This is a genomic window from Methylobacterium ajmalii, assembly GCF_036448855.1.
Classification (GTDB): domain Bacteria; phylum Pseudomonadota; class Alphaproteobacteria; order Rhizobiales; family Beijerinckiaceae; genus Methylobacterium; species Methylobacterium ajmalii.
On the sequence record NZ_JAZFXT010000012.1, the window covers coordinates 59,620 to 86,189 of the forward strand.

Consider the following 26,570-nt stretch of genomic DNA (forward strand, 5'->3'; position numbering starts at 1 on the left):
ACGGGGGGGCGGCCGGAACCGTCGCGCCGGGGATGGGCGGCGCGGCAGGAGCGGCCGGCAGCGCAGTCCCGGCGACGACCGGGATGCCCGGCGCCGGGGCGGCCGGATTCGGCGCGCCCGCCCGGCCGGCGGCCCGCTCCATCAGGGCGGCGATGTCCGGGGCGCCCGGGCGGGCGGGGCTCCCGGCGACCGGGCCGGCGAGGAGCGCGCCGAGGCCGGCCGCGCGCGGCGCCGGCTCGGCCTGTGCGGGGGCGGCGTCGGCGGCGGCCTGGGTGCCGGCATCCGGCGAGGCGGGCGGCTCCGGCCGCTCGCGGCTTTCGAGGAACTCGAGCACGGAGTCGAATCCGGGGGCGGCGTCGGGGCGGGCCGGCTCGGCGGCGCTGCGGGCACCGTCGAGACGCGTCCGCGGACCCTGCAGCATGGCGTCGAGAGGGGTCACGGGTCGTCGGTCCTGTCGATCATCCGATCGACCCGCGCGAGCGCCTCCTGCGCGCGGGTGATCGAGGCGGCCTCGGGAATCGGGCGGCGGGCGGAGGGCGGCTCGGCGGCGGGCGGCGGCGGCGCGCCGCCGCGGATCTGGCGAGCGGTGGAGAGCGCGGCGTCGAGGAGCGCGAGGTCGGCCGGGGCGAGACCGGCCCGGTCGACGCCGCGCAGGGCCTCGAGCCCCTCCTCGTAGCGGCCCTCGGCGACGATCAGGGCGGCGGCGCGGTAGAGCCGGCCCCGGGCGGCGGCCTCTCCGTCGGGACCGGCGAGGCTGATCGCCCGCTCGGCCGCGAAGATCGCGGTCTCGCGCCGGCCCTGGTCGAGCCCGGCCCGGGCGACCAGGAGGTAGAGGTCGCGCCGCTCGCTCGGTTCGATCTCGTCGAGCATGCGTTCGAGCTGGGCAACGCGGGAGCGGTCGCTGTCGAAATCGAGCCGGGTCAGCGCCGTGGCGAAGCGCTGGCGGAAGTTGCCGGCATAGACCGAGCGGCGGAACCGCCGCAGATACTGGATCGACAGGACCTCGAAGCGCTTGGCGTCGCCGCCCTGCGCGTGGATGAAGATCTCGCGGCGCAGCGCGCCCTCCTCCACCAGGGTGCCGGGGGCGAGGAGCCGCGCGAGGTCGAGGAGCTCGATCGCCCGGCGGGGCGCCTCCCGCACCGTCACCGCCGCCTGGGTCAGGGCGAGCTGGCCGGCGAGCCCGGGGGGCTGGGTCCGGGGATCGTAGCGGCCGAGCAGGGTGCGCGCCTCGCGCTCCCGCCCCTCCAGGTAGGCGAGCGAGCCGACCACCAGGGCCGCGTCGCCCTCGGGCAGCTTGCCGGTCTCGATCATCCGCCGCAGCACGGCCGGACCGCCGCCGCTGAGCGCGAAGACCACCGCCGCCCGCAGGTTCTCGGGCGCCGCCCAGGTCTCGGGTTCGAGGGCGAGCAGGCGCTGTTCGATATGGCCGAGGAGCTGGCGCTGGGCGAGGTGGGCCTGGGTCGAGCCGCGGGCGATGCGGTCCTGCAGGAGCTGCAGCGTGCGCACCAGCTCGACCGGCAGGCCGCGGGCCGCCACCGGCAGGGGCTCGATCGGCTTGGGCGGCTCGCCGTGGCCGCCGCCGCCGTGCCCGCCACCGCCCCCGCCCCCGCCATGCGCGTCGGCCGCCGGCGCGCCGTGCCCGTCGCCGCCGGCATGCGCCGGCGGCGCGGCCGGGACGAGGCCGGCCGAGACGAGCCCGGCCAGGAGCAGGCCGGCGGTCGCGAGGACCCGCAGCCGCCTCATTCGGGCAGCCCCCGCACCAGGATCTCGATGCGCCGGTTCTCGGCCGCCTTCGGATCGGCGGTGTTGCGGGGCGCACGGTCGGCATAGCCCTCGATGCGCTCGATGCGGGCCTCGTCGACGCCGCCGCGCACCAGCATGTAGGAGGCCATCTGGGCCCGGGCGGTCGAGAGGCGCCAGTTGTCGTAGGTCTCGGAGCGGAACGGCCGGCCGTCGGTATGGCCGCGCACCACGATGCGGCCGGGCCGGGCGTTGATGATCTTGGCGATCTTCTCGATCGCCTTGACCACCTTCGGGGTCGGCTCGGCCGAGCCGACGCTGAACATGCTGAAGCCGATGTCGTCGGTGATGCTGATCAGGATGCCCTCGCCGGAGCGGCGCACCTCGACGTTCGGCATCGGCGCGCCGATGGCGGCGGGCGCCACCGCCTTGGCGATCTCGGCCTTCATCGCGGCGACCGCGGCGGTCTCGGCCGCCTTCGCGGCATCCTTCGACGGGTCCTTCGCCAGATCCTTGACGGCCTCCTTGGGCGCCGGGTCCTTCAGGGCGGCGAGCTTGGGGGGAGCGTCCTTCGCGGCCTCCTTCGCGGAATCCCTGGCCGGGTCGCGCGGCGTGAGCGGCAGGCTGTCCTCGGCCGAGGCGACGCGGGTCGGCGCGTCCTTCGGGTCGCGCGGCTTGGACGACGCGACCTGCCCGGCGGCGTCGAGGCGGTTCTCGGACGGGGCCGACACCGTCGTGCCGACCTTGCCCGGCCGCTCGGTGCGGTGGCGCGGCAGCGGCTCGACCTGCCAGTAGAGCGGATCGAAGGGATCGCGCGCCGCGTCGCCGCCGCTGATCCCGGGCTGGCCGGATTCGAGCGCGGCCGCGTCGGCGCTCGCGGTGTCGCCGCGGTCGGTCTCGGCGGCGAGGCGCGCCAGCACCGCGTAGGGGTCCTGGAACAGGGCCGATTCCCGCGCCCGGCTGCCCGGCGCGGCCTCGCTCGCCTTGCCGTCGCCCTTCCCCTCGCCCTTGCCCTCGCCGCCCTTGCCCTCGGCCTTGCCGCCCTCGGCACCGGGCTCGGAGGGGGTGTCGTGGGGATCGCGCAGGCCCTTCTTGTCGTGGGTGACCTCGGCGAGCTTCACCGGGTTGAAGTACTCGGCGATGGTCTGCTTCTGCTCCTTGCTGGTCGAGTTGATCAGCCACATCACCAGGAACAGCGCCATCATGGCGGTCATGAAGTCGGCGAGCGCGATCTTCCAGGCGCCGCCGTGGTGACCGTCCTCGTGGTCGCCGTGGCGCTTGATGATGATGATTTCCTGGTGGCCCTCGGACATGTCAGATCTCCGCCACCGCCGCCGCGATGAGGCGCGTCCAGGCGCCGAGCTGGGTGTCGATCACGGTCTGGTCGGCGCTCACCTGCACTTCCGCGGTCTCGGCGGGCGTGAACGACACGGTGTCGGCGAGGGGGCCGAGGCGGGTGGCGAGCGCCGCCAGCAGGTCCTCGGGCCCGCTCACCCGGACGTTGGCCGCCTGCGGCTGGCCGAGCAGCCGCGACAGCGCGCCGCTCAGCTCCGCCACCGCCTGGCGGCGCAGCGCGTCGGTCAGGACCGGCGCCAGGAGGCGGGCGATCCGGTCGGAGAGGGTCGCGTCGAGGGCGCGGAGCGCCGCCGAGAAACCGTCGGCCAGGGCCTCGGCCTCGGCTTGGCTCCAGTGCCGGCGCGCCGCCTCGAGGCGGATCTCCGCCGCCTCGTCGGCCTGGCGGCGGGCGATCTCGGCTTCTTCCCGTGCCTCGGCGAGGCCCTGCTGCCGGCCGCGCTCCTCGGCGGCGGCGAGCAGCGCGGCGCGCTCCTCGGGGGTCTCGCGCCGGGAATCGCGCCGCGGCTCGCCCGCGACGGGGGCCTTGAGCGCAGCGGGGCGATCCTCGCCGGCGGGCTCCTCGGGGCGCAGCGGCGCGAACCGGATCGGCGCGAAGGCCTCGGCGGCCGGGTGCGGCGGCGCAGGGGGGGCCGCCGGACGGGGCGCGGGCTGCACGACCTCGCGCAGCAGCGCCTCGGCGACCCGCAGATCGGCCACGCAGAGATCGGTCACGGGGATATCGGACCGATCCGTCCCGGACGGGGCCGCCGCGCGGCGCGGGGCCCGGGCGAGGCCGGCCCAGGGGTCGTCGAAGGTCTCGGGCAGGGTGGACGGGCCGCCGGCCGGGGCCGCGGGGAATTCCGGCAGGTAGCGGGAGATTGCGGCGTTCATCACGCCAGCTCCTCACGCAGCAGCCAGCGCTTGAGGATGGCGGCGACCTGCTCCTCGTCGAGGTCGATCATCTGCTCGAGGCGCTTCTGCGGCGAGTTCTTCGCCTTCTCGGCCATGTCCTCGATCAGGCTCGCCATGGCGGGCATCCCGTCCGGCCCGGCCAGCGCCGGCTGGCCCGGCATCGCCTGGCCGACGACGCCCTGTGCGCCCGGCGCCGGGAGCGCGCCGGCCTCGCCGCCCGGCAGGGCCGCGGCGGCGCCCGCCGCCTCGAGGGCGGCCATCTCCGCCTGGGCCGCCTCCGGCACCGCCAGGATGGCGCGCAGCGCCGGGCGCAGGCCGAACCAGATCAGCAGGCCGGCGACGATCAGGATGGTGGCCGCGTTGATGAGGGTCGCGGATTGCCGCATCATCACGTCGGCGAGGCTGAGCGGCGGCACCGGCTCCAGGGCCTGGCCGTCGTTGATGAAGCCGACCGCCGCCACCTTCACGGTGTCGCCGCGCTCCTTGCTGGCGCCGGCCGCCGAGGCGACGATCTGCTCGATCTCGGCGATCTGCTTCTCGACGGCGGCGGCCACGACGGAATCCGCGGGCGGCTGGCCGTTCGGGGTCGCGCCCTGCGCGGCGAGGCGCGAGCGGTTGACCAGCACCGCCACCGAGAGGTGCTTGACCGCGTAGCCGTCGCTGACCGTCTGGATGCTCTTCTGGCCGATCTCGTAGTTGGTCAGGTCCTCCTTCTTGGAGGTCTCGTTGCTGGCGGTGTCGTTGCCGTCCGAGCGGGTGCGCTGGTCGGGCAGGTTCTGCTGCGCGCTGGTCGGGCGCTGGGCGCTGCGGTTCTGGCTGTTCTCGTTCTCGCGCACCGAGCGGACCGAGCGGGCGACCTGCTGGTCGGGGTTGTAGATCGTCTCGCTGGTCGAGGTCTTGTCGGTGTTGAGCTGGGCCGCGACGCTGACCTCGAAGTTGCCGAGTCCGAGATAGGGGGTGAGCGCCCGGCGGATGCGGTCCTGGACCTCCCGGCTGACGTCCTTCTCCAGGCTCGCCATCTTGCCGGTCGGGGCCTGGGCGCCGTCGTCGCCCGACAGGAGCAGGGTGCCGTCGGCGCCGATCACCGTGACCCGGTCGGGCTTCATGCCGGGGATCGCCGAGGCGACGAGCTGGCGGATCGCCTGGGCGCCGCTGCGGTCGTCGGCGGGCTCGGTGCGCACCACCACGGAGGCCGAGGGCGGCTGCTGGTCGCGCCGGAACGAGCCGCGCTCGGGCAGCACGATGTGGACGCGCGCGGCGCGCACGCCCTTCATGCCCTGGATCGTGCGGGCGATCTCGCCCTCGAGCGCCCGGACCCGGGTCACCTCCTGCATGAACGAGGTCATGCCGAGGGAGCCGAGGTCGTTGAACAGCTCGTAGCCGGACTTCGAGCTCTGCGGCAGGCCCTTCTCGGCGAGCAGCATCCGGGCCTGCGCGGTATTGCCGTAGGGCACCAGCACGGCGGCGCCGTCGGCGCTGACGTCGAAGCGGATGCCGGCATCCTTGAGCACGCCGCCGATGCGGGCGACGTCCTCGCGCGAGAGCCCGGTATAGAGCGTCTCCTGCGCCGGCCGGCTCAGGTAGTAGGCGCCCAGGCCCACCGCCAGGAACACCACGAGGCCGATCAGCCCGAGCGCCGCGAGGCGGCGGGCCCCCAGCTCGACGATGTTGCTCCACAGCCTCTCGGCTTGCTCGCGACCGGACATCTCTTCCGCCAATCCCGTCCCAGCGCAGGCGACCTTGCCTGATCGCTCTGTGACGCCCCTGCCTTGTGCGGAGGTTGCGGCCCGGCGTGCGCCGGCGCACGCGGCGGCGGGCCGCCGGATTGACGACTTCGATGATGATCGTCATCAATACATACATGACGGCAATCATGATAAAGCCGCTGATCAGGAGCCCTCCCATGAGCGACCACACGCCCGCCGCCCTCGTCACCGGTGCCTCGTCGGGCATAGGCGCCACCTATGCCGACCGCCTCGCCCGGCGCGGCCATCCCCTGGTGCTGGTGGCGCGCGACGCCGCCCGCCTGGAGGCGCTGGCGTCGCGCCTGCGGGCCGAGACCGGCGTCGCGGTCGACGTGCTGCCGGCCGACCTCACCGACCCGGCCGGCCTCGCGGCGGTCGAGGCGCGCCTGCGCGACGACGACCGGATCGGCCTTCTCGTGAACAATGCCGGCGCGGCGGCGCCGGCTGGTTTTTCCGCCGACGACCTGACACCGCAATACCGCCTCGTCGACCTCAACGTGGTGGCACTGACGCGGCTGGCCGGAGCCGCTGCGCACGGGTTCCTGGCCCGGGGCGGCGGGAGCATCGTCAATATCAGCTCGGTGGTGGCGCTGGCGCCCGAATGGCTGCCCGGCGTCTACGGGGCGACCAAGGCCTACGTGCTGACCCTGTCGCAGGCGCTCCAGTCCGAGCTCGGGCCCCGCGGCCTCTACGTCCAGGCGGTGCTGCCGGCCGCGACGCGCACCGAGATCTGGGAGCGCTCGGGGCGCGCGGTGGAGAGCCTGCAGGGCGTGATGGCGGTCGACGAGATGGTCGACGCCGCGCTCAAGGGCTTCGACCGGCGCGAGGCGGTGACGATCCCGTCCCTGCCGGACGAGAGCCAGTGGGAAGCGTTCGAGGCGGCGCGCCGGGCAATGATACCGAACTTCGCGCAGGAGCACGCGGCGGCGCGCTATCGCGGATGAGGGGTTCGGGCGGCCGTCGGGCCCCCCGGGGTGGAGGTCGTGGCGGCCTCCGCCGCCCCCTCCCCCGTCCCGGGGCGACCGACGACGATGCACCGGGCAGAACCGCCACCGGGCAGAACCACCGAGGCCGCGGGCCACGCCCCGGACCGGCCGGGCAGCGGATGCTCGTCAGAACCGCTCGACCCACGGCCGCAGATCGACCTCGAACGACCACGCATCGCGCGGCTGGCGCAGCAGGTCGAGATAGGCGCGGGCCACGCCCTCCGGCGTGAGGGTGCTGTCGGGCTTGTCCGCCGGGTCGGGCCGGCGGGCGTTGCGTACCGCGCCGTCGACGACGACATGGGCGACGTGGATGCCCTTGGGCCCGAGCTCGCGCGCCGCGCTCTGGGCGAGGCCGCGCAGGGCGAACTTGCCCATCGCGAAGGCGGCCGAGAGCGGAAAGCCCTTCACGCCCGCCGTGGCGCCGGTGAACAGGAGCGCGCCGTGGCCCCGCTTCTCCATGCGCCGCGCCGCTGCCTGAGCGACCAGGAAGGCGCCGAAGGCGGTGACCTCCACGGCCCGCCGCACGGCCTCCGGATCGAGGGTGGCGAGCGGGCCGGGGACCCGGGCGCTAGCATTGTAGATCACCGCGTCGGGCTCGCCGATGCGGGCATCGGCCTGCGCGAACAGCCGCTCGACCGCCTGCGGGTCGGCGGCATCGGCCGCGAAGGTCTCGGCCCCGGTCTCGGCGGCAAGGGCGGCGAGCTTGTCCGTGTCGCGCGCGGCGAGGCCGACCCGGACTCCCTCGGCGGCGAGTTGCCGGGCGAGCGCGGCGCTGATGCCAGCGCCGGCGCCGACGATGAGGGCGGTGCGATAGGGCAGGCTCACGGGCGCTCCTCCCGGGAAGGGGGCAGGTCGAAGACCAGGCAGGTGGTGCTGGCGGTGGCGCAGAGCCGGCCGGCTTCGTCGGCGAGGCTCGCCTCGGCCACCGCCTGGCGGCGCCCGGCATGGACCACCCGGCCGATCGCCGTGACCGAGCCGGAGCCCTCGGTCACCGCCCGCAGGTAGTTCACCTTGATCTCCAGCGTGGTGTAGCCGCGCCCGGCCGGCAGGGTGCTGTGGACCGCGCAACCCATCACGCTGTCGAGCAGCGTCGCCAGCGCGCCGCCATGGACGCTGCCGATCGGGTTGTAGAGGTATTCGCCCGCCGGCATCCGCATCGTCACCCGGCCCGGCTCCGCCTCGGCGAGCGCGATGCCCATCAGGGTCACGATCGGCGGCGGCGGCATGTCACCGGCGATCAGCGCCCGCAGGAAGTCGAGCCCGGCCATGCCGTGGCCGGCCCGGGCGGTCGCCCGCGGATCGGCCCAGGCGACCCGGCGCTCCCGCACCGGTCCGTCCTCCTGCGACGAGGTGGCGTCCATCGCTTCCCCTCCGGCCTTCTTTGATGACGCGCGTCATGTTATTATATTGATGATCGCCGTCCTCAATCATGTCAACGGCAGGGAGCCGACCGTCGGATGCGGGTGAGCCGCGAGCAGTTCCAGGAGAACCGGCGCCGGATCCTCGAGGCGGCGGGCCGCCTCTTCCGGGAGAAGGGCTTCTCCGTCGTGACGGTGGCGGAGGTGATGGAGGCCGCGGGCCTGACCCATGGCGGCTTCTACGGTCACTTCACGTCGAAGGAGGACCTGGCCGCTCAGGCACTCGCCCAGGCGCTGGCGCCCGCGCCGCGGGAGCCCGGGGCGGCACCGGACCTCGCCGGCTTCGTCGCGGCCTATCTGTCGGCGGCCCACCGCGACCGACCGGGCGGCGGCTGCGCGCTCGCGGCCCTGGGCGGCGAGGCGGCGCGCCAGCCCGCCCCCGTGCGGCGCGCCTTCACGGACGGACTCGAGGCGCGGCTCGCCCGGATGCAGGAGGCCCTGCCGGAGGGCGACCGGGCGGCGGCGCTCGCCGCCGTCGCGAGCCTCGTCGGGGCCCTGGTGCTGGCCCGGGCGGTGGACGACCCCGCCCTCTCCGACGAGATCCTGGCGGCGACCCGGGGGGCGCTCGCCCCCACTCGCCCTTGAGTCAGGTCGGCAGGCTTTTGGTAACCCTCGCGTGACCAAGCTGGGGGCGTCCCTGTCCGAGGCCCGCGATGGTATTGCGTGTTGCGTTTCCGTACCTGACGTCGGCGGCGGCCGTGGCCTGGATGCTCGGCACCGGCCTCGCGGCCGCCGTCGAGCCCGCGGCCCCGGTACCGCCCGCCCCGGTGCCGGGCACCGCCGCGCAAGGACTTACAGCGCAGGGCCCGTCCGCGCAGGCCGCCCCGGTCCCGCCGGCCGCGGTCGAGCCCGCGCGGCGCGAGGCGACGACCGCACCCGAACCCCTGCCCGGCGACGCGCCGCCGCTGCCGGTCGGCCCGATCAAGCCCGGCGCCGCCCCGAGGACGGGTGACGCAAGACCTGCGGACCCGAGGCTCTCCGAGCCGCGCCCCGCCGAGGGCAAGCAAGCTCCCAAAAAGGTCTCGCGCGAATTGCCGCCCCTCGTCGTGGCGCGGATGTCGCAGGACACCACCCCGACGCTCACCCCGGCGACCTTCCTCGACACCCTGCGGGCGGCTGAGCGCTACCAGGGCCTGGTCGAGGCCGGCGGCTGGCCGTCCCTGCCGGCCGACCTCACGGTGAAGCCCGGCGAGCGCAACCCGGCGATCCCGCTTCTGCGCCGCCACCTCGTGATGACCGAGGACCTCGCGCCCGGCGGCCCGGAGGGCGACCAGCTCGATCCCGGCCTCGTCGCGGCGCTCAAGCGCTACCAGGCGCGGCACAACCTGCCCGAGACCGGGCTCCTCGGCCGCCAGACGCTGGCCGCCCTCAACGTGCCGGCGAGCGTGCGCCAGCGCCAGCTCGCGGCCTCGGCCAACCGGCTGATCGGGTCGAGCTTCCCGTTCGGGGACCGCTACGTCGCGGTCAACATCCCGTCGGCGGCCGTCGAGGCGGTGGACCACGGCAGCGTCGCGCGCCGCTACGTCGCGGTGGTGGGCAAGCCCGAGCGCGCCTCGCCGATGGTCGAGACGAAGATCACCAACATCAACTTCAACCCGACCTGGACCGTGCCGGTGTCCCTCATCAAGAAGGACATCATCCCGCACATGCGCAAGGACCCGGGCTACCTCGCCAAGATGCACATCCGCATGCTCGACGGACAGGGCCAGGAGGTGCAGCCGACCGCCGTCGACTGGTCGACCGAGCGGGCGGTGAACTACACGCTGCGCCAGGATCCGGGCTTCGACAACTCGCTCGGACAGGTGCGGATCGACATGCCGAACCGGCACGCGGTCTACATGCACGACACGCCCTCGAAGGGGCTATTCTCCCGCGACGTGCGCTTCCACTCCTCGGGCTGCGTGCGGGTCGCCGACGTGAAGGCGCTGGTCGGCTGGCTGCTCGAGGGCACGCCGGGCCCGAACGGCCCCGGCTCGACCTGGGGCCCGATGGAGATCGAGACCGGCATCGCCACGGGCGAGCGGCGCGACATCAAGCTCGCCAAGCCGATCCCCGTGACCTTCGTCTACCTCACCGGCTACGCCACCCCGGACGGCCGGGTGCATTTCCGCGACGACGTCTACGGCCTCGATACCGGCAAGCCGGTGGAGCCGGCGGTGACGGGTGCGATCGCCAAGCCGGCCCCCGGCAAGGCGGTCCCGGGCCCGGTCGGGGCCGGCAAGGCGGTGCCGGCCAAGCCCACCGCGACCAAACCGTCTGCCGCCAAGCCATCCGCAATCAAGCCGGCCGATGCGAAGCCGGCATCGGATGCCGCGCAGGCCGCACCGAAGCCCGCTGCCAAGGCGGTGCCGAGCCGGACGGTACCGGCCCCCAAGGCCGGGCCGGATGCCGAGCGCCGGCCCGCGACACCGGCGACCTGATCCACCGGAGGCCACGGCGGCATCATCGGAATGCCGGGCCTGCCGCCCCCAGCATATTGATGCCCGGGATGGGTATCTTTCATCGTTCGTTATGATCTGTCGCGCCCAAGCTAACATGTTAGCTTCCAGGCACCGCCGCAGGCATGGCCCCGACCCGACGACCCGCTTCCCGCCCGGCGGCGATCCGCCGATGACACCGCGCCCCGGCAAGGGCCCGGCGCGTGGCCCGCACCCGCTCGCGCGCTTCGCCCGGGACCGCAGCGGCGCCTTCCTGATCGCCTTCGCGGTCGCCCTGCCGGTCCTGCTCGGGGCGGTGAGCGCCGCCGTCGAGTACAGCCGCCTCCTCTACCGCAAGGCGCAGCTGCAGAGCGCCGCCGATGCCGGGGTGCTGGCCGGCGCCAACATGCTCAAGCTCGCCAACGCCGACGACACGGCAGTGGCAAGCGTGACCCGGCAGGCGATCGAGGCGCAGGCGCGCACGCCGGCCGACCGCCGGAGCCTGATCGGCGCGGAGGTCGGCGACGGGCGCCGCTCGGTCTCGACGGTGGTCGAGGAGACGGTGCCGTCGCTCATGGGCAAGCTGCTCAGCCTGCCCTCGACCACGATCGTGGTCCGGGCGACCGCCCAGCTCGTCGGCTCGTTCCGGCTCTGTCTGCTCGCGCTCGACAATTCGGCCAAGGGCGCCCTCGACCTCGAGAAGCGGGCGCAGGTCACCGCCGAGGGCTGCACGCTCTACTCGAACTCCAGGAGCCCGAGCGGCATCCAGGGCAAGGACAGCGCCACCGCCCGCGCGCTCTCGATCTGCTCGGCGGGGGGCTTCGACGGATCGAAGGCCCTGTTCACGCCGGCGCCGATCACCGATTGCACGCCGATCGACGACCCCCTGAAGGACCGGCCGCTGCCGACGCCCGACTACGACTGCGTGATCCTGAGCCCGTCGGCCAATCCCGGCAAGAAGATGCCGCCGCCCGGCCCGATCGACATGGTGACGGGCGTCGTCACCCTCGATCCCGGCACCTATTGCGGCGGCCTTCGCATCACCGAGAGCGCGATCGTCACCCTGCGCCCCGGCACCTACGTGATGAAGGACGGGCCGCTGATCGTCGACAAGAAGGCGAGCGTGTCGGGCCAGGGGGTGGCGTTCTACTTCACCGGCAGCAAGGGCGGGATGCTGTTCGACAAGGACACCGCGGTGAGCCTCACGGCGCCGACGAGCGGGCTGATGGCGGGGCTCCTGATCGCCGAGAGCCGCACGGTCTTCGATCCGGTCCCGGTGCCGATCGACACCTACATCACGCCCCCGCCCCCGCCGCCCCCGGGCGGCGCCAAGCCGATGCGCGAGTACCGCATCCTCAGCGACAACACCCGCACGATGCTGGGGACGATCTACTTGCCGGCGGGCCGGCTGATCGTCGACAGCAGCCGCCCGGTGGCCGATCAGTCGGCCTACACGGTGATCGTCGCCCGGCAGATCAACCTCTACGAGGGCCCGAACCTCCACCTCAACGCCAATTACGGCGCGACCTCGGTGCCGGTCCCCGAGGGGGTCGGGCCGCGCCCGGGGGCGGCGACCCTGCGCAACTGATGCCCGGCCCGGCTCGGAGCCTGCTCGACCGATGCCATGGTCGTCGGGAGGGCCTTTGACCCCATCGGCAACCTCAGCCTGAGGTGTCGGCCCATCGACGATGGGACTGACGCCTCGGGATGAGGTCGAGAGTGGGACGAGGGCTTCACGCAGCCCGAGCAGGCGCTCAGGAGATCCCGAGCCCCCGCACCAGCGTGATGCTGACGAGAAGCAGCACGGCGAGCGAGGCGACGACCGCCAGCGTCACCCGGCCGCCGACCCGGGCCACCACCCGCACGTCGACCCCGAGCCCGAGGGCCGCCATGGCGATCACCGTCAGGATGCCGGCGGTCCGGGTGAGCGGCGCGAGCGCGGCATCGGGCACGAGGCCCAGCGAGCGGGCGGCGGCGAGGCCGAGGAAGCCGAGGATGAACCACGGCACCAGCTTGAAGAAGCCGAGCTTCTTCCTCGCCCCGGCCGGCGCGCCGGGCTCGTCGCGCAGGTGCGGGGCGACGAGGGACAGGCCGAGCACGACGGGTCCGAGCATCAGCACCCGCACGAGCTTGACCAGCGTGCCGACCTGGGTGCTGACGAGGCTCACCGGCACGGTGGCGGCGAGCACCTGGGGCACCGCGTAGACCGTGAGGCCGGCGAGCACGCCGTACTCGGTCGGGTTGGTGCCCAGCAGCGGGATCAGGAGCGGCAGGCCCAGCACGACGAGGACGCCGAGGATCGCCGTGAAGGCGATCGAGGAGGCGACGTCGTCGCCGCTCGCCCCGATCACCGGGGCGACCGCCGCGATGGCCGAGTTGCCGCAGATCGCGTTGCCGCAGGCGATCAGGATCGACATCCGGGCCGGCAGGCCGAGCAGCCGGCCGATGACGTAGCTGGCGACGAGCGCGATCACCACGGTGGCGACGATGCCGGTGAGCAGGGCCGGCCCCGAGGCGACGAGCGCCTTGAGGCTGATCGAGGCGCCGAGCAGCATCACGGCGACCTCCAGCAGCTGCTTGGCGCTGAAGGCGATGCCGATGCGCCAGCGCGGCCCCGGCTCCCACAGCGAGCGGATCGCGATGCCGGCGAGGATCGCGATCACCAGCGCCTCGACGTAGGGGTGGTGGACGAGGTGCTCCTCCGCCGCCTGGACCAGGCTCGCCGCCGCCGTGACGGCGACGCAGAGGGAGAGGCCGGGCAGGACCGCGATCGCGGTACGCCCCATCGTGTCAGGCCGCATCGCCGGGCAAGCTCGCGCAGGAAGGTCTCTGGAGGGACGGTCGTGGGGGAAGGGGTCGGCCCGCGGTCACGGGCGGAAACCCGTGCCGATGCCGGCCCGCGGCGGCTGGCCGAGCCAGAGCAGGACCAGGCCGAGGACCAGGGCGACCGGTGCGGCTGGCGACAGGGTGAAGGGCAGGCCCAGGAGCTTCCACAGGGCCGGCTGCCCGCCCTCGGCCATGGCCTGGAGGCTGGCGGCCCGGTCCTTCATCAGCGCGGAGGCGAAATCGCTGACCGAGGTGACCAGGACGGCGTTGTTGGCGATCGAGCGGGCGCCGTCATAGACGATCCCGACGAAGCCGGCGGCGAGAAGCAAGAGGCCGAGGCAACGGCACAGGAAGCGGATCATCCAGGGCTCCGGACCGCGCCCCCCGGGACGCGCGGCACCTTGAGTAGTGAGAGGCCCTTGCCGGCGCAAGGATTTGCGGGGGGCGGCGCGAGCGTGAGCGCGGCACCGTGGCGGGTTGATCCCACACGACCCGGCGTGCCACGGCCCCGGCGGACCGACGGCCAGGGGAACGGCATGAGGGCAACAGCATGAGGGGAGCGGCATGAGCGGCAGGACGGGCGGGCGACCGGAACTGGTGATCTTCGATTGCGACGGCGTGCTGATCGACAGCGAGCCGATCAGCCTCGCGCGCCTGACCGAGAACCTGCAGCGCATCGGCGTGCCGATCGACCTCGCCACGGTGGCGCGGCGCTTCACCGGCACCAGCATGACCTCGATCATGGCCCACATCGCCACCGATTACGGCGTGCCGACGCCGGAGGGCTTCGTCGACGCGGTGCGGGCCGACACCCTGCGGGCCTTCGACGCCGAGCTCCAGGCCATCGCGGGCGTCGCCGCGGTGCTGGAGACGATGCCGGACCGGCGCTGCGTCGCCTCGAGCAGCGATCCGCAGCGCCTGCGCCACGCGCTGACGCTCACCGGCCTCCTGCGGCACTTCGACGGGCATGTCTTCAGCGCCACCATGGTGTCGCGGGGCAAGCCGTTCCCGGACCTCTTCCTCTACGCCGCCGCGCAGATGGGGGTGGCGCCGGAGGCCTGCGTGGTGATCGAGGACAGCGTGCCGGGCGTCGCCGCGGCGCGGGCCGCCGGGATCCCGGCGCTCGGCTTCTGCGGCGGCGGCCACTGGTCGCACGACCGGGCCGGGGCGGATCTTCTGGCCGCCGGCGCCGTCCGGGTCTTCGACGAATTCGCCGACCTGCCCCATCTACTCGGGACGTGGGACCGCGTGTCCCGTTAAGGGACGGGGAGCCCTGGCACCGGTTTCGCATTGACCTCGCGCGCGCTCCCGGCACAGTCCGGGGCCGCCGCGACCGGTCCCGCGATCCGTTCCGGGAACCCGTCCTCGTCAACCGGAGCCCGCCGTGAGACCAGCCCGCATCGTCGCCTTCTCGGGCAACGTCCGCCGCCCGTCCCGGACCCGCGCGCTGGTGGAGGCGGTCACGGCCGAGCTCGGCCGGCAGCGCCCCATCGACCTCAAGGTCTACGACCTGGCCGAGATCGGCACGGGCCTCGGCGCCACCACGCGGCAGGCCCTGCCGCTGCCGATCGCCCACATGATCGAGGCGATGGAGGGCGCCGACGGGCTCGTCGTCGGCTCGCCGGTGCACAACGGCGCCTATTCGGGCCTGTTCAAGCACGTCATCGACTTCCTCGATCCCGCCGCCATCGCGGGCAAGCCGGTGGTGCTGACCGCGACCGGCGGCGGGCCGCGCCACGCCCTGATGGTCGAGCACGCCTTGCGCCCGCTCTTCGGCTTCTTCACCGCCCATGTCGCGCCGACGGCGGTCTATGCCGGCGAGGCCGAGATCGAGGACGGGATCGTCACCGACGCCCGGGTCGCCGAGCGGGTGGCCGCGGCCGCGGCCGAGCTCGGCCACCTCCTCGACGTGGCCGAGGCCGCCCGCCGGGCCGGATCGGGACGGGCGGCGGCGGGTCTCTAACCCTCCCCGCCCGACCGCGCCTGGAGCCGGCGGAAGGTCCGGCCGTAGGCCGCGTAGCTCGCCACCGTCCGGGCCATCATGGCGCGGCGCTCCGAATCGAGGCGCGCGAGCTTCCGGGCCGGGCGCCCGCCCCAGAGCCAGCCGGAATCCAGCACCTGCCCGGGATCGGTGGCGCTGCCGGCAGCGACGAGCACGTCGGCCTCCACCACCGTGCCGGGGCCGAGGCGCGCCCCCATGCCGACCAGGCAGTGCGGGCCGATGCGGCCGTCGCCGGCGCGCACGTTGTGGCCGAGCGTCGTGTCGTGCCCGATCACCAGGCCGTCGGCGCGGGTGTGGAGGGCGCAATTGTCCTGCACGTTGACGTTCGACCCGATCACGATCGGCCCGAGCCCGGCCTCCAGCCGGCAGGAGAAGAACACGCTCGCCCCCGCCGCCAGGGCGACCCGGCCGTGCAGCCGGGCCGTGCGGGCGACGAAGACGGCGGGATCGGCCGCGAAGGCCTCGCCCGGGCCCGGGGCCGGCTCGGCGGCGGCGGCCTCGCGCAGGCGCTCGGCCCGCTCCGCCAGCTCGCCGGGGGCGAGCGGCCGCACCGGCCGGGCCGGGCTGCCGGCGCAGACGAAGCCCGCCGGCAGGGTGGTGCGCGGAAACACCGTGCTGCCGGCCTCGAGCAGCACCCCGTCCTCGATCACGGACCCGTCGAGGACGACGCATTCCTCCTCGATCACGCACTCGTCGCCGACCGTGCAGGCATGCACCACCGCGTCGCGCCCGACCGTGACCCGGTCGCCGACGATGCAGGGATACATCTCGGCGGCGATGTGCAGGGTCGAGCGGGCGCCGAGCCAGAACCGGTCGCCCACCACCACGTCGTGGCCGTCGGCCCGGATCACCGATTCGTCGCCGAGCCAGGCCTGGGCGCCGAGGCTCGCCCGCCCGATCACCGCGCTGCCGCGGCCGCACCAGACCGGCCGGGCCGCGAAGGTCGGCTCGGTGTCGTCGTAGGGAAGGAGGAGGTCAGGGGTCACGGGGGCGATCCTCCGGCCGCACAAGGCCGGCCGTTCCTCGCCCAGGTCTACCCCCGCGCGGGCGCCGCGCACAGCCTGCCGCGCGCGGCCCGTCCCGAGGCGTGTCTCGGCCCGGGGGCGTTCGTGCGAGAGCGCCTCACGATCGCGTTGCAACACGGTGCACGACAGCGACATGAATCCGCGATGATTGTCTCTCCCACCCGCGACCTCATCCCGAGGCGTTGGTCGATCGAAGATCGACTGACCTCGAAGGAGGCCTCCAGATGTCGCTGCGATGTCTGGAGGCCTCCTTCGAGGCTCAGCGATCGTCGATCGCCCGCACCTCAGGATGAGGTTGTGCATGGGAAAGCCTTGACGCAGAATGGCTTCACGCCCCTGTCGTGTACCGTAGCGTTGCAATCGCGAAGCGCTCTAGGTTTTTGATTTTGCCGCATTTTCTATCGACGAACCGGCATCCACTCCGTCGGAAAATGCGCTAGAGAGCCCGGTCAGATCTCTCTGCGCGGACCCGTCATGACCCCTCGCCTCTCGATCCAGCCCGAGCCCTTCGACGTCGCGGCGGAGATCGCCGCCCTCACGGCGGAACTCGGCGGGCGGGCGGGCGCCGTCGTCAGCTTCACCGGCCTGTGCCGCGACGAGGACGGGCGGCTGGCCGCCCTCGAGCTCGAGCATTATCCCGGCATGGCCGAGGCCGAGATTGGCCGCGTGCTCGACGAGGCCGCCCGGCGCTGGCCGCTCCAGGGCGCGGTGGCGATCCACCGCCACGGCCTGGTGCGGCCGGGCGAGGGCATCGTGCTGGTGCTCGCCGCCTCCGCCCACCGCACCGCCGCCTTCGAGGCCGCGAGCTTCCTGATGGACTACCTCAAGACCCGCGCGCCGTTCTGGAAGCGCGAGCACCGGGCCGACGGCACCCTGGGCGGCTGGGTCGAGGCGATGGAGCACGACGCGGCCGCCGCCGCGCGCTGGTGAGCGCGGGCACCCGCCCCGACCGTCGCGACGCGGGCCCCGCACGGATCGACATGACGTCCCGCGCGCCGCGCCGGCCCGGGCGGGCAGCGCCCCTTCGCGGGTGAATCCACGAAAACGACAGCATTCGAATCGTGGGAAGCGGGGATTGCGGACAATTCGAGCGGTCGAGCTGAGGATTCGCTGACCGGGCTCGGGCAAGCTCGTCCCATGATCCGCGACCACAGATCCTCCGACCCGCTGCCGTTCGATCCCTTCAGCGCGCGCAACCTCGCGATGGTCTGCGCGCTCGTCGGGCTCGTCACACTCCTGATCTCCGAGCGGCCGACGCCCGGGGGCGTGCTCCTCGCCTGGGGCGGCCTCGTCGGCTGGGCCCTGCTGCGGGTCTTCGGTCGGGCGCCGCAGCCGGTCCGGAAGCGGCCCCGCCGCCGGCCGATGCCGGTCGTCGAGATCCTGGAACCGGAGGAGTGGGCGCCCCGCCGCCCGGCCCCGGCGCTGGCGCTGCCCAAGCCCATCGCCCTGCCCAAGGGGATGACGGCGCCCGAGCCGGTCGCCGCGCCGGAGGAGGCGGCCTGGAAGACCCCGGCGCATCCCGCCGTGCTCGCCGGCGTGCGGCGCCGGCGCGAGGAGGGTTAGGCAGCGGTACGGCGGTCGCCGGATGGCCGCGCAAGGCTATGTGTGCCGGCAGGGCGGCCCGGTGCCGCCGGCCGGAGAGTTCCCCCGACATGCCCGTTTCCCCCTCGCCGGATGCCCTCGCGCCGGGCGCACCCCGCCCCGCCTGGACGAGCACCCGCTCGCTCGTCCTCGCCGGAATCGGGGTGGTGGCGTTCACGGCGGCGCTGCTGCTGGCCTGGCACTCGGCCGACACGCTGCTGCTGATCTTCGCCGGCATCCTGTTCGCGGTCTTCCTCGACGGGCTCACGCACTATCTCGGCCGCGTCGTGCCGCTCGGCCACGGGTTCCGGCTCGCGATCGTCAGCGTGCTGCTCACCGTCATGGTCCTCGGCATGGTCGGGCTCGGCGGCGCCACTGTGGCGGGGCAGGCCCAGCGCCTGGGGGAGACCTTGCGCGAGCAGTCCGGCACCGTGAAGTCCTGGCTCGACGCCCGCGGGGTCGATACCCGCTTCCTCGATTTCGGCAAGCTCAAGGACGCGGCCGCCCAGGGCGGCGGGGCGCAAGGCGGCGCGGCCGAGGAGGAGCGCCCGAAGGGCCCGAGCCTGCCGAGCCCCGGCACCCTGCTCTCGGGCGCCGGCAGCGTGCTCGGCCAGGCCTCGACGGTGGCGCTGGCGGTGTTCGGCGCCATCGGCAACGTGTTCATCGTGGTCGTGCTCGGGCTGTTCGTGGCCGCCGAGCCGCGCACCTACCGCGACGGCTTCCTGCGCTTCGTGCCGTCGCGCCAGCGCACCCACGCGGCCTCCGTCGCCGACGACATCGGCATCACGCTGCGCCACTGGCTGTTCGGCCAGCTCGTCGTGATGGCGGCGATCTTCGTCTGCGTCTGGCTCGGGCTGACGCTGGTGGGCATCGATGGATCCCTGATCCTCGGGCTCCAGGCCGGGCTGCTCTGCTTCATCCCGACCATCGGGGCGCTCGTCGCCGGCATCATCATCGTGCTGGCCTCCCTCGCCTCGGGGCTGAAGGGCGTGGTCGCCGGAATGGCCGTCTACCTTCTGGTGCAGACGCTCGAGAGCTACGTGCTGACGCCGTTCGTGCAGAAGCGGGCCCTCGACATCCCGCCCGCGACCCTGTTCGCCGGCCAGATCCTGCTCGGCGTGCTGTTCGGCCTCTGGGGCGTCGCCCTGGCGCTGCCGCTGATGGCGGTCGTGAAGGTGCTGCTCGACCGGCTCTACATCGAGGACACGCTGGGGGAGGATGCGGGCTGAGGCTCGCCCTTCGCACGAGGCGCGACGGCCCGGGACGGACCCCGGGGGGATCGTCCCATCCTCTCCTCCCACCTCATTCTGAGGCGTTAGTCGATCGAAGATCGACTAACCTCGAAGGAGGGCTCCCGTAATCTCGGAGACTTCTGGAACCATCCTTCGAGGTCAGCCCATCACTGATGGACTGACACCTCAGGATGAGGTCGCGGGTAGGATGAAAGCCGCCCTCCAGGTTGAACGGCCTCTCGGCTCCGACGGCCTCAGGCGCTCTGCGGCTTCGTCACCTTGGCCTCGATCGCGTCCCAGACCGCGACCGCGAGATCGGGGCCGCCGAGGCGCTTGATCGCCCGGATGCCGGTCGGCGAGGTGACGTTGATCTCGGTCAGGTTGCCGTCGATCACGTCGATGCCGACGAGGATCAGGCCGCGCCGGCGCAGCTCCGGGCCGATCGCCGCGCAGATCTCCTGCTCGCGCGGGGTGAGCGCCGTGGCCCCGCCGGTGCCGCCCCGCACCATGTTGGAGCGGATGTCGTTGGCCGCCGGCACCCGGTTAACGGCGCCCAAGGGCTCGCCGTCGACCAGGATGATGCGCTTGTCGCCCTCGGTGATCCGCGGCAGGAAGCGCTGCACCACCCAGGGCTCCCGGAAGGTGACCGAGAACAGGTCGAACATCGACCCGAAATTCGGGTCGTCGGGCAGCACCCGCAGCACCGCGGCGCCGCCGTGGCCGTGCAGCGGCTTCATCACCACGGCGCCGTGCTCGGCCCGGAACTCCTCGATCTCCTGCTTGTCGCGGGTGATCAGGGTCGGGGGCATCAGCTCCGGATAGGCGGTGACGAAGAGCTTCTCGGGGGCGTTGCGCACCTCGAACGGGTTGTTCACCACGAGCGTGTGCGGGTGGATGCGCTCGAGGAGGTGCGTCGCCGTGATGTAGGCGAGGTCGAAGGGCGGGTCCTGGCGCATCAGCACCACGTCGACCTCGGCGAGATCGATCCGTTCCTGCGCGCCGAGATGGGCGTGGTCGCCCTCGACGTCCTGCACCCGCAGAGGCTCGGCCCGGGCGGTGACGCGCCCGTCGCGCATCGAGAGCCGGTCGGGGGTGTAGTGCAGCAGCGTGTGGCCGCGCCGCTGCGCCTCCAGCAGGAGCGAGAAGGTGGTGTCGCCGGCGATGCGGATCGCCTGGATCGGGTCCATCTGGACCGCGACGGTGAGGGCCATGTCGGGAGATCTCCGGTCGCCCGGGGTTATCGGGCGGCCCGCGCCCGATGGCAACGGCCGCGAACGGAGGGAGGCCCCGCGCGCTTGTCGCGGCGGGGCCCCAAGTCGGGGAGGAAACGCCCATGAGCGTCGGAGAAAACCATGCACGAGGCGTGCCAACGCACCCGGTCGTGCCGGGCCCGCCTCACTCCCCCGCCTGCGGGTCGTCGTGGGAGTCGTCGTGGGGGTCCTGGCCCGGCCAGTCGACGATGCGGTCCAGGAGCTCCTCGGTCTCGAACTCCTCCTCGGTGCCGCTGACGCGGTCGCGGACCGAGATGCCGGCCTCGTGCACGGTGCGGCGTGTACCGGAGACGAGGGGGTGCCACCACGGCAGGTCGTGCCCGTCCCGCACCAGGCGGTAGCCGCAGGTCGGCGGCAGCCAGGTCAGGGTGCGCACCGCCTCGGGCGTCAGGCGGACGCAGTCGGGCACCTTCTTCTGGCGCCGGGCGTAGTCGCGGCAGCGGCAGGTGGCGGCGTCGAGGAGCGTGCAGCCGACATCGGTGTAATGGATCTCGGCCGTGTCCTCGTCCTCGAGCTTCAGGAGGCAGCAGCGGCCGCAGCCGTCGCACAGGCTCTCCCACTCCGCCGGGCTGAACGCCTCCAGGCTCTTCCCGCGCCAGAACGGCGTGCCGGCCTTGAGGGAGTTCTCGGCTTTCGACGAGAGGGGGGTGGCCTTGCCCGGAAGAGAGGTGCCGGGAGGGGATTTGCGGGCGTCGGCCACGGGTGCTGGGCCTCGAAGGCGCCGGGAAGCCGGGCGCGGATGCGGGGGAGAACGGAAGGAAGACCCCTCCCCTGCCGCAGGCCGGGGCCGAGGGCAAGCGCGGCTGCGGGAGGCTGCGCAATCCTGCGACGTCGTGTCGGCGCATCCGTGCCCCATATAGTGCGGGGAGAGGAGCGATCCGCCTCTCTGCCGCCCCGGTCTCGCGCTAGAGTGCGGGGCTTGATAGACCCGACCGCGCGCCCATCCGAGGACCCGTCGTGCCCGAGAACCGGCCCACCAACCGGCTGACCCAGCTCCGGACCCGCCTGTCCCGCGGGGCGCTCGGCTTCGACGCCTGGCTGAACGACGCGCTGTTCAGCGGCAGCCGCTCGTTCGGCGAGGGCTACGGCCGCTATGCCGAGAAGATCCAGCGGCGCTTCCGGGTCACCGGCGTCAAGCGCCTCGTCCTCGACCTCGCCAGCGAGGGCGTGACCCTCGGGCTCGCCGGCGGCGTGGTGATGCTGACGCTCGCCCAGTCGGCCTTCAACCAGACCAGCGAGAACTGGCTCAAGGCGCCGGACCTCGCCGTGACCTTCCTCGACCGCTACGGCACCGAGGTCGGGCGGCGCGGCATCAAGCACGACGATTCGCTGCGCGTCGACGAGTTTCCCGACATCCTGGTCAAGGCGCTGATATCGACCGAGGACCGGCGCTTCTACGAGCACTGGGGCATCGACCCGATCGGGACCCTGCGCGCCGTCACCGTGAACGCGCGCGGCGGCGGCCACGTCCAGGGCGGCTCTTCGCTGACCCAGCAGCTCGCCAAGAACCTGTTCCTGTCGAACGAGCGCTCGCTCGAGCGCAAGGTCAACGAGGCGTTCCTGGCGCTCTGGCTCGAATGCCACCTGACCAAGAACGAGATCCTGAAGCTTTATCTCGACCGGGCCTACATGGGCGGCGGCACCTTCGGGGCGGCGGCCGCGGCCGACTACTATTTCGGCAAGAACCTCAAGGACATCACCCTGCCGGAGGCCGCCATGCTGGCCGGCCTGTTCAAGGCGCCGACGAAGTACGCCCCGCACGTGAACCTGCCGGCGGCGCGCGCCCGCGCGGCGGACGTGCTGCACAACATGGTCGAGGCCGGCTACCTGACCGAGGGCCAGATCCAGTCGGCCCTGCGCAACCCGGCGACGCCGGTGACGCGCTCACGCGACATCAGCGCCGACTACTACCTCGACTGGGCCTTCAACGAGATCAAGAAGCTCGTCGACGAGGGCAAGCTCAAGAAGGAGCGGGTGCTGGTCGTGAAGACCCCGCTCGACCTCGCGATCCAGAAGCGGGCCGACCAGGCGGTCGAGAACGTGCTGCGCCAGTTCGGCGACGCCTTCGACGTCGAGCAGGCGGCGCTGGTCACCATGGATCCGGACGGGGCGGTGCGGGCGATGGTCGGCGGGGCCGATTACGGCCAGAGCCAGTTCAACCGCGCCACCGACGCGCTGCGCCAACCCGGCTCGTCGTACAAGCCCTACGTCTACGCCGCGGCGCTCGCCACCGGGCAGTGGCGGCCCGAGAGCAAGGTGGTCGACCGGCCGGTCTGCATCGGCAACTGGTGCCCGGCGAACTATGGCCGCTCGTTCGCCGGCACGGTGCCGCTCTGGGTCGCGGTGGCGAAATCGATCAACACCATCCCGGTGCAGTTCTCGATCGCCATGGGCAAGCAGCTCGGCGAGACCCACGACGCCCGCGCGGCCAAGCTCGGCCGGGCCAAGATCATCGAGTTGTCCCACAAGATGGGCATCACCTCGAACCTCGTCGATTCGGTCTCGCTGCCGATCGGCTCGGCCGAGGTGACGGTGATCGACCAGGCGGCGGGCTACTCGGTCTTCGCCAACGGCGGCAGGCGCGCCAAGCCCTACGCGGCGACCGAGATCCGCACCGGCGCCGGCGAGGTGATCTACCGCCACGACACCAGCGAGCCGGCCCCCGAGCAGGTGCTGTCGACGCGCGTCGTCGCCGACATGAACTTCATGCTCAACAAGGTCGTCGACGAGGGCACCGGCCGCAAGGCCGCGATCGAGGGCGTGCGCACCGCCGGCAAGTCCGGCACCACCAACGCCTACCGCGACGCTTGGTTCGTCGGCTATACCGGCAACCTCGTCACCGCGGTCTGGTACGGTAACGACGACCATTCCTCGACCAAGAACATGACCGGCGGCTCGCTGCCGGCGATGACCTTCCACGAGGTGATGGCCCCGGCCCACCAGGGCATCGAGCTGAAGGCCCTGCCGGGCTTCGAATCCGACAAGGCGGCCGCCCGCGCAGCGCAAGGCCCCGCCCCGACCACCCCGCCCCCCGGCGCCCCGGCAGGCGCCCTCTCGCGGCGCTCCTTCGAGGTCTTGGGCGGGCTCGGCCAGCTCTTCCGCTCGGTCGAGAGCCCGCCGCCGGGGCGGGCGGCGTTCAACGCGGTGGGAGGGCAGGTCGGGGTGCCGTGAGGGATGGGCGGACCGCTTCGGCCGGGCCGGCGCGACGCCGCCTTTCGGATGAGACCGCATCGATCCCGCCGAACCCATCGATGCCGCAGAGGGAGAAGCGCGGCGTCGCTCGCTCCTCCGAGCGGCACCTCCCGGGTTCCGTTCCAGTCCGGGATGTGCGGTGGCCCGGCGACGTCCGGGTCGCTCTCGTTTCACCGCGTCATCCCGCAACGCCGTCCTGAGCGCTCGCAGGATGGTGCCGGCGGCGACCGCACGGGCCTGCGGCGATGGACGAGGGCATCGGCCGGGCGGATCGACACGACGGCGCCGTCGGCGAACCCTCGCGCCGACATCCCCGCCTTCGACCGGCCGGCGCTGGCCGCAGGGACACATCTAACCGCGGGTCCGAAGGCGCCGGACCGCACCATTGACATCGAAATCCACCAAAGTTATTGCGATCTAGAATTTGAATTCTTGGTAAGCTAATGTCCCAACCTTCGCTCATCAGACAAACTCATAACGACGCCGACACCTGCGTTTTCGAGATGAGCTGCGCGAACTCGTATTATGCTTATCCGAACCTGCTTGAACTCGAAGCGATTCCAGGAAACGTGAAGGGGACGCTCGAATTCCTGTGGCGGCGCTCGGTTCATGAAGGTCGGAAAGTCAGGATTCTACAATTTTTCGATGTTTTCGTTGCGAAGGAAGGCCTCGTCTTCGATCGCGATTTCAATCTGATTCCGGAAACGCGGACATATCATAACGACGGCGAAGTCAACGAAGGACTTGAGAAAGTCAGATCGTTCGCTCTGTCCGGCGACGGGGCGTCGATCGATCGGTGCATTCTGGGGAAGAGCCGGGGAGCGACCAATTACGGGCATTTCATTCTCGAGATGCTCCCCCGAGCGTGGGTGGCCCGCAGGCACCTTCGGGTGGACGACTGGCCGGTCCTGATCCATCGTGCTTCGGCGGATCTCGTTCGAACCGCGTCGCAGGCCCTGAACGCCATCGGCGTGCCCGACGACAAGATCGTCCTGACAGGCGAAGAGCCGATCTTCGTCAAACAACTGATCTTCGTCGACGGCCTGACGCAACACTCGTACTATTTATCTCCGTTTGTTTTTCAATGCCTCGACGAAATATCAGCGAATATTCAAGCTGATGCGGACAAAAAGATCTATGCGAGTCGCGGGGCCAATTCGTCGCGCAATTTCCATGAAGAAAATGTCGCCGCGCGCAAGCTGATCGAGCTGGGATACAACGAAAAATTCTCCGGCGCTCTCGACTTTCAGTCCCAGATCAAGATGTTCAAAGGCGCGGACCGCATCGTCGGCGTGATGGGGGCAGCCCTCACGAACATCGCCTTCTGCAATCCTGGAACAGCGATCTTCTGTTTCATGCCGAACACCGCATCCGAGGTGCTGTTCTGGATGATCGCCCAGGCGCGGCGCCTCGATTATCGGGAAATCCGCTGCACGGAAGTCGGACCCCAAACCGGCAGCCTGCCCTGGGACCGTTCGATCCAGATCGATCCGGACAGGCTCGCGAGGATCGTGTCCGCGTAGAGCCTTGTCCGGCGAAGTGGATTTCGGTTCGTCGACAGCGGACGCGGCCAGATCGAAGACCCGGCGCCGTGTCGGGCAGAGTGGGCACCCGCTCGTCGAACGATGGTCCAGCGCGGCCCGCAAAGGGAGTCTTCGGAGCGGTCGGCTCCGCCCGGTCGCCATCGCCGCCACCGAACCAGGCCGGTGCGCCGCCCACCGACATGGGGCGGCGCGCGCATCGGTACCGAGCTCGCCAACCATGGACGTCCATCGCTGTCGCGGTCATCGTTCCCTCGGGACCAGGTCCATGCCCATCATCCACGAGTGACTCATGCCCGACATACGCCCCCTGATGCTCCGCGCAGAGCGACAGTTGAGACCCGCAGCTTTTGGATACGACTACAACGACGGAGGATTGAGCAATCAGAAATTGACCCTGCTCGGCCTCGTGCTCGCGGTCGACAAACAAACTGAGCCGCGTAAACGCAGGATGTTCCTGCCGGACCTCTACAGCAAACATCATGACGAGACGCGGTCGGCGCGCGTCCCATTCGGCGATGTCTTTTTCGAAGACGTTTTTCGCGATTTTGCCCGACGCTGGAACATCGAGATCGTTGGTCGGCCTCTCTTCTTCGATCAGGAACGGATCGCGCGTGGCGGATGGACCTATTTCGGCGAGGCGTCCTGCCATCTCGCCGATCTCTGCACCCACCGTCGGGAAACGATATTCGAGGATCTGTCGTCCGACTTCTTCAGGTCGCTGGTGCCCAAGGTAAAATTCGACAGGTCTTTCATCGAGATTTGCAAAGCGATATATATCGATAGAAATATCAATACAGTTGCACAATTTAGAATTGAAGAGGATTGGCACGTATTTTGTGTAAATCACCTATCTCATACCTTGAAAGAGCCGGAAGATATTTATCTAGACCCCGAAGATATTTCCAAGAAAATACAAGCCAGCGTCGATATGGGCCAGCCCAGCCTGTACGTCACCTGCGATGAGCGCTACTTGAGGCAACCAAAAGAAACGATTAGACAAAACGTCAAAATGGCGAGCGGCATCGATATATTTTTCAAATCGGACGTGGGGGATCAAGCCAGACTCTCGGCGATGAATCAGCTGAATTCCTCGATCGTCGATTTTGAAATCGCGAAAATGGCGAAAACGTACGTCGGCAATTCGCGCAGCACATTCTCGAACACCTTGTCTTTCGAACGATACTGCGCCAACTTCAACAAATCCGCTTCGGACTACATCTACAATGCGCCGGGCGGGACTTTGGGTCGTCGTCGCGATCTCGGTACACGAGACACCCCGAGCGCCGTCCTCGCAGGATGAGCGCGCACCCGGCGAGCCTTGGCTTACCACTGCCGCCGAGTTCG

At 71.6% G+C, this 26,570-nt stretch carries 23 protein-coding genes; 12 read left to right on the forward strand and 11 right to left on the reverse strand.

Going from position 1 to position 26,570, the window contains the following annotated elements; genetic code table 11:
* Window positions 1–435: 435 nt before the first annotated feature.
* From V3T34_RS05375 to fliF, 4 genes are read right to left on the reverse strand one after another with little or no spacing between them, the layout of a single operon-like run.
* Window positions 436–1,743, reverse strand: coding sequence for a chemotaxis protein MotC (locus V3T34_RS05375; RefSeq protein WP_305077545.1), 1,308 nt, complete (start codon window positions 1,741–1,743; stop codon window positions 436–438).
* Entirely contained in the window at window positions 1,740–3,053 is a 1,314-nt protein-coding gene (locus V3T34_RS05380) for a MotB family protein (RefSeq protein WP_305077546.1), read from the reverse strand. The genes V3T34_RS05375 and V3T34_RS05380 overlap by 4 nt, the downstream gene beginning before the upstream one ends.
* A 1-nt stretch (window position 3,054) precedes the next feature.
* The gene (locus V3T34_RS05385) at window positions 3,055–3,966 is read right to left on the reverse strand and encodes a hypothetical protein (protein WP_305077547.1); all 912 of its coding nucleotides are present in this window, start codon (window positions 3,964–3,966) and stop codon (window positions 3,055–3,057) included.
* Window positions 3,966–5,693: a flagellar basal-body MS-ring/collar protein FliF gene (fliF, locus tag V3T34_RS05390; protein WP_060848205.1), complete on the reverse strand. Its 1,728-nt coding sequence runs from the start codon at window positions 5,691–5,693 to the stop codon at window positions 3,966–3,968. The genes V3T34_RS05385 and fliF overlap by 1 nt, the downstream gene beginning before the upstream one ends.
* Before the next feature lie 197 nt (window positions 5,694–5,890).
* Here fliF and V3T34_RS05395 point away from each other — a divergent pair, with 197 nt between their 5' ends.
* A complete protein-coding gene (locus tag V3T34_RS05395) occupies window positions 5,891–6,676 on the forward strand; it encodes an SDR family NAD(P)-dependent oxidoreductase (protein ID WP_305077548.1) in 786 nt (261 codons plus the stop codon).
* Window positions 6,677–6,844: 168 nt separating this feature from the next.
* Here the strand turns inward: V3T34_RS05395 and V3T34_RS05400 are convergent, their stop codons facing one another.
* Together V3T34_RS05400 and V3T34_RS05405 are read right to left on the reverse strand one after the other, a co-directional pair.
* Entirely contained in the window at window positions 6,845–7,543 is a 699-nt protein-coding gene (locus V3T34_RS05400; RefSeq protein WP_060848207.1) for an SDR family NAD(P)-dependent oxidoreductase, read from the reverse strand.
* On the reverse strand, window positions 7,540–8,079 hold the full coding sequence (locus V3T34_RS05405; RefSeq protein ID WP_305077549.1) for a PaaI family thioesterase: 540 nt from the start codon (window positions 8,077–8,079) through the stop codon (window positions 7,540–7,542). Before V3T34_RS05405 ends, V3T34_RS05400 begins: the two co-directional genes overlap by 4 nt.
* 96 nt (window positions 8,080–8,175) lie before the next feature.
* Between V3T34_RS05405 and V3T34_RS05410 the strand changes: the two genes are divergently transcribed.
* The 3 genes from V3T34_RS05410 (at window position 8,176) to V3T34_RS05420 (ending at window position 12,141) form a co-directional block, all read left to right on the forward strand.
* A complete protein-coding gene (locus tag V3T34_RS05410) occupies window positions 8,176–8,721 on the forward strand; it encodes a TetR/AcrR family transcriptional regulator (protein ID WP_305077550.1) in 546 nt (181 codons plus the stop codon).
* Window positions 8,722–8,789: 68 nt separating this feature from the next.
* On the forward strand, window positions 8,790–10,556 hold the full coding sequence (locus V3T34_RS05415) for a L,D-transpeptidase family protein (protein ID WP_331369108.1): 1,767 nt from the start codon (window positions 8,790–8,792) through the stop codon (window positions 10,554–10,556).
* A gap of 190 nt (window positions 10,557–10,746) precedes the next feature.
* The gene (locus tag V3T34_RS05420) at window positions 10,747–12,141 is read left to right on the forward strand and encodes a TadE/TadG family type IV pilus assembly protein (protein WP_305077552.1); all 1,395 of its coding nucleotides are present in this window, start codon (window positions 10,747–10,749) and stop codon (window positions 12,139–12,141) included.
* A 166-nt stretch (window positions 12,142–12,307) separates the two neighbouring features.
* Here the strand turns inward: V3T34_RS05420 and V3T34_RS05425 are convergent, their stop codons facing one another.
* Both V3T34_RS05425 and V3T34_RS05430 read right to left on the reverse strand, forming a co-directional pair.
* A complete protein-coding gene (locus V3T34_RS05425) occupies window positions 12,308–13,354 on the reverse strand; it encodes a YeiH family protein (protein ID WP_060848211.1) in 1,047 nt (348 codons plus the stop codon).
* 66 nt (window positions 13,355–13,420) lie between these two features.
* Window positions 13,421–13,741 carry a hypothetical protein gene (locus V3T34_RS05430; RefSeq protein WP_060848212.1) on the reverse strand — a complete coding sequence of 107 codons (321 nt, stop codon included), beginning with the start codon at window positions 13,739–13,741 and terminating at the stop codon, window positions 13,421–13,423.
* A gap of 202 nt (window positions 13,742–13,943) precedes the next feature.
* On the opposite strand from V3T34_RS05430, the gene V3T34_RS05435 reads away from it, so the two are divergent.
* Together V3T34_RS05435 and msuE are read left to right on the forward strand one after the other, a co-directional pair.
* Window positions 13,944–14,639, forward strand: coding sequence for an HAD family hydrolase (locus tag V3T34_RS05435; RefSeq protein ID WP_091753194.1), 696 nt, complete (start codon window positions 13,944–13,946; stop codon window positions 14,637–14,639).
* A 124-nt stretch (window positions 14,640–14,763) separates the two neighbouring features.
* A complete protein-coding gene (gene msuE / locus V3T34_RS05440; RefSeq protein ID WP_060848214.1) occupies window positions 14,764–15,342 on the forward strand; it encodes an FMN reductase in 579 nt (192 codons plus the stop codon).
* On the opposite strand, the gene V3T34_RS05445 is transcribed toward msuE, so the two are convergent.
* Window positions 15,339–16,367 carry a gamma carbonic anhydrase family protein gene (locus tag V3T34_RS05445; RefSeq protein ID WP_091888401.1) on the reverse strand — a complete coding sequence of 343 codons (1,029 nt, stop codon included), beginning with the start codon at window positions 16,365–16,367 and terminating at the stop codon, window positions 15,339–15,341. The genes msuE and V3T34_RS05445 overlap by 4 nt on opposite strands.
* Before the next feature lie 513 nt (window positions 16,368–16,880).
* On the opposite strand from V3T34_RS05445, the gene V3T34_RS05450 reads away from it, so the two are divergent.
* The 3 genes from V3T34_RS05450 to V3T34_RS05460 all read left to right on the forward strand — a co-directional run bounded on the left by V3T34_RS05450 (window position 16,881) and on the right by V3T34_RS05460 (window position 19,216).
* Window positions 16,881–17,336: a molybdenum cofactor biosynthesis protein MoaE gene (locus V3T34_RS05450; RefSeq protein ID WP_060848216.1), complete on the forward strand. Its 456-nt coding sequence runs from the start codon at window positions 16,881–16,883 to the stop codon at window positions 17,334–17,336.
* 207 nt (window positions 17,337–17,543) lie between these two features.
* A complete protein-coding gene (locus tag V3T34_RS05455) occupies window positions 17,544–17,969 on the forward strand; it encodes a hypothetical protein (RefSeq protein ID WP_060848217.1) in 426 nt (141 codons plus the stop codon).
* Between the two features lie 89 nt (window positions 17,970–18,058).
* On the forward strand, window positions 18,059–19,216 hold the full coding sequence (locus tag V3T34_RS05460) for an AI-2E family transporter (RefSeq protein ID WP_060848218.1): 1,158 nt from the start codon (window positions 18,059–18,061) through the stop codon (window positions 19,214–19,216).
* 257 nt (window positions 19,217–19,473) lie between these two features.
* On the opposite strand, the gene gshB is transcribed toward V3T34_RS05460, so the two are convergent.
* A complete protein-coding gene (gene gshB / locus V3T34_RS05465; protein WP_091888396.1) occupies window positions 19,474–20,430 on the reverse strand; it encodes a glutathione synthase in 957 nt (318 codons plus the stop codon).
* A gap of 184 nt (window positions 20,431–20,614) precedes the next feature.
* Window positions 20,615–21,190, reverse strand: coding sequence for a YcgN family cysteine cluster protein (locus V3T34_RS05470; protein WP_305077554.1), 576 nt, complete (start codon window positions 21,188–21,190; stop codon window positions 20,615–20,617).
* A 257-nt stretch (window positions 21,191–21,447) separates the two neighbouring features.
* Here V3T34_RS05470 and V3T34_RS05475 point away from each other — a divergent pair, with 257 nt between their 5' ends.
* The 3 genes from V3T34_RS05475 (at window position 21,448) to V3T34_RS05485 (ending at window position 26,526) form a co-directional block, all read left to right on the forward strand.
* The gene (locus tag V3T34_RS05475) at window positions 21,448–23,661 is read left to right on the forward strand and encodes a transglycosylase domain-containing protein (protein ID WP_091888392.1); all 2,214 of its coding nucleotides are present in this window, start codon (window positions 21,448–21,450) and stop codon (window positions 23,659–23,661) included.
* Between the two features lie 464 nt (window positions 23,662–24,125).
* Window positions 24,126–25,205: a glycosyltransferase family 61 protein gene (locus tag V3T34_RS05480; RefSeq protein ID WP_305077555.1), complete on the forward strand. Its 1,080-nt coding sequence runs from the start codon at window positions 24,126–24,128 to the stop codon at window positions 25,203–25,205.
* Between the two features lie 310 nt (window positions 25,206–25,515).
* Entirely contained in the window at window positions 25,516–26,526 is a 1,011-nt protein-coding gene (locus V3T34_RS05485) for an O-fucosyltransferase family protein (RefSeq protein ID WP_305077556.1), read from the forward strand.
* Window positions 26,527–26,570: the final 44 nt, after the last annotated feature.

Excerpts from the sequence above, each read along its gene's own strand:
- V3T34_RS05375 (WP_305077545.1), bottom strand. The coding sequence starts at position 1,743 with ATGAGGCGGCTGCGGGTCCTCGCGACCGCCGGCCTGCTCCTGGCCGGG.
- V3T34_RS05380 (WP_305077546.1), bottom strand. The coding sequence starts at position 3,053 with ATGTCCGAGGGCCACCAGGAAATCATCATCATCAAGCGCCACGGCGAC.
- V3T34_RS05385 (WP_305077547.1), bottom strand. The coding sequence starts at position 3,966 with ATGAACGCCGCAATCTCCCGCTACCTGCCGGAATTCCCCGCGGCCCCG.
- fliF (WP_060848205.1), bottom strand. The coding sequence starts at position 5,693 with ATGTCCGGTCGCGAGCAAGCCGAGAGGCTGTGGAGCAACATCGTCGAG.
- V3T34_RS05395 (WP_305077548.1), top strand. The coding sequence starts at position 5,891 with ATGAGCGACCACACGCCCGCCGCCCTCGTCACCGGTGCCTCGTCGGGC.
- V3T34_RS05405 (WP_305077549.1), bottom strand. The coding sequence starts at position 8,079 with ATGGACGCCACCTCGTCGCAGGAGGACGGACCGGTGCGGGAGCGCCGG.
- V3T34_RS05410 (WP_305077550.1), top strand. The coding sequence starts at position 8,176 with ATGCGGGTGAGCCGCGAGCAGTTCCAGGAGAACCGGCGCCGGATCCTC.
- V3T34_RS05415 (WP_331369108.1), top strand. The coding sequence starts at position 8,790 with ATGGTATTGCGTGTTGCGTTTCCGTACCTGACGTCGGCGGCGGCCGTG.
- V3T34_RS05420 (WP_305077552.1), top strand. The coding sequence starts at position 10,747 with ATGACACCGCGCCCCGGCAAGGGCCCGGCGCGTGGCCCGCACCCGCTC.
- V3T34_RS05425 (WP_060848211.1), bottom strand. The coding sequence starts at position 13,354 with ATGCGGCCTGACACGATGGGGCGTACCGCGATCGCGGTCCTGCCCGGC.
- V3T34_RS05430 (WP_060848212.1), bottom strand. The coding sequence starts at position 13,741 with ATGATCCGCTTCCTGTGCCGTTGCCTCGGCCTCTTGCTTCTCGCCGCC.
- V3T34_RS05435 (WP_091753194.1), top strand. The coding sequence starts at position 13,944 with ATGAGCGGCAGGACGGGCGGGCGACCGGAACTGGTGATCTTCGATTGC.
- V3T34_RS05450 (WP_060848216.1), top strand. The coding sequence starts at position 16,881 with ATGACCCCTCGCCTCTCGATCCAGCCCGAGCCCTTCGACGTCGCGGCG.
- V3T34_RS05455 (WP_060848217.1), top strand. The coding sequence starts at position 17,544 with ATGATCCGCGACCACAGATCCTCCGACCCGCTGCCGTTCGATCCCTTC.
- V3T34_RS05460 (WP_060848218.1), top strand. The coding sequence starts at position 18,059 with ATGCCCGTTTCCCCCTCGCCGGATGCCCTCGCGCCGGGCGCACCCCGC.
- gshB (WP_091888396.1), bottom strand. The coding sequence starts at position 20,430 with ATGGCCCTCACCGTCGCGGTCCAGATGGACCCGATCCAGGCGATCCGC.
- V3T34_RS05480 (WP_305077555.1), top strand. The coding sequence starts at position 24,126 with ATGTCCCAACCTTCGCTCATCAGACAAACTCATAACGACGCCGACACC.
- V3T34_RS05485 (WP_305077556.1), top strand. The coding sequence starts at position 25,516 with ATGCCCGACATACGCCCCCTGATGCTCCGCGCAGAGCGACAGTTGAGA.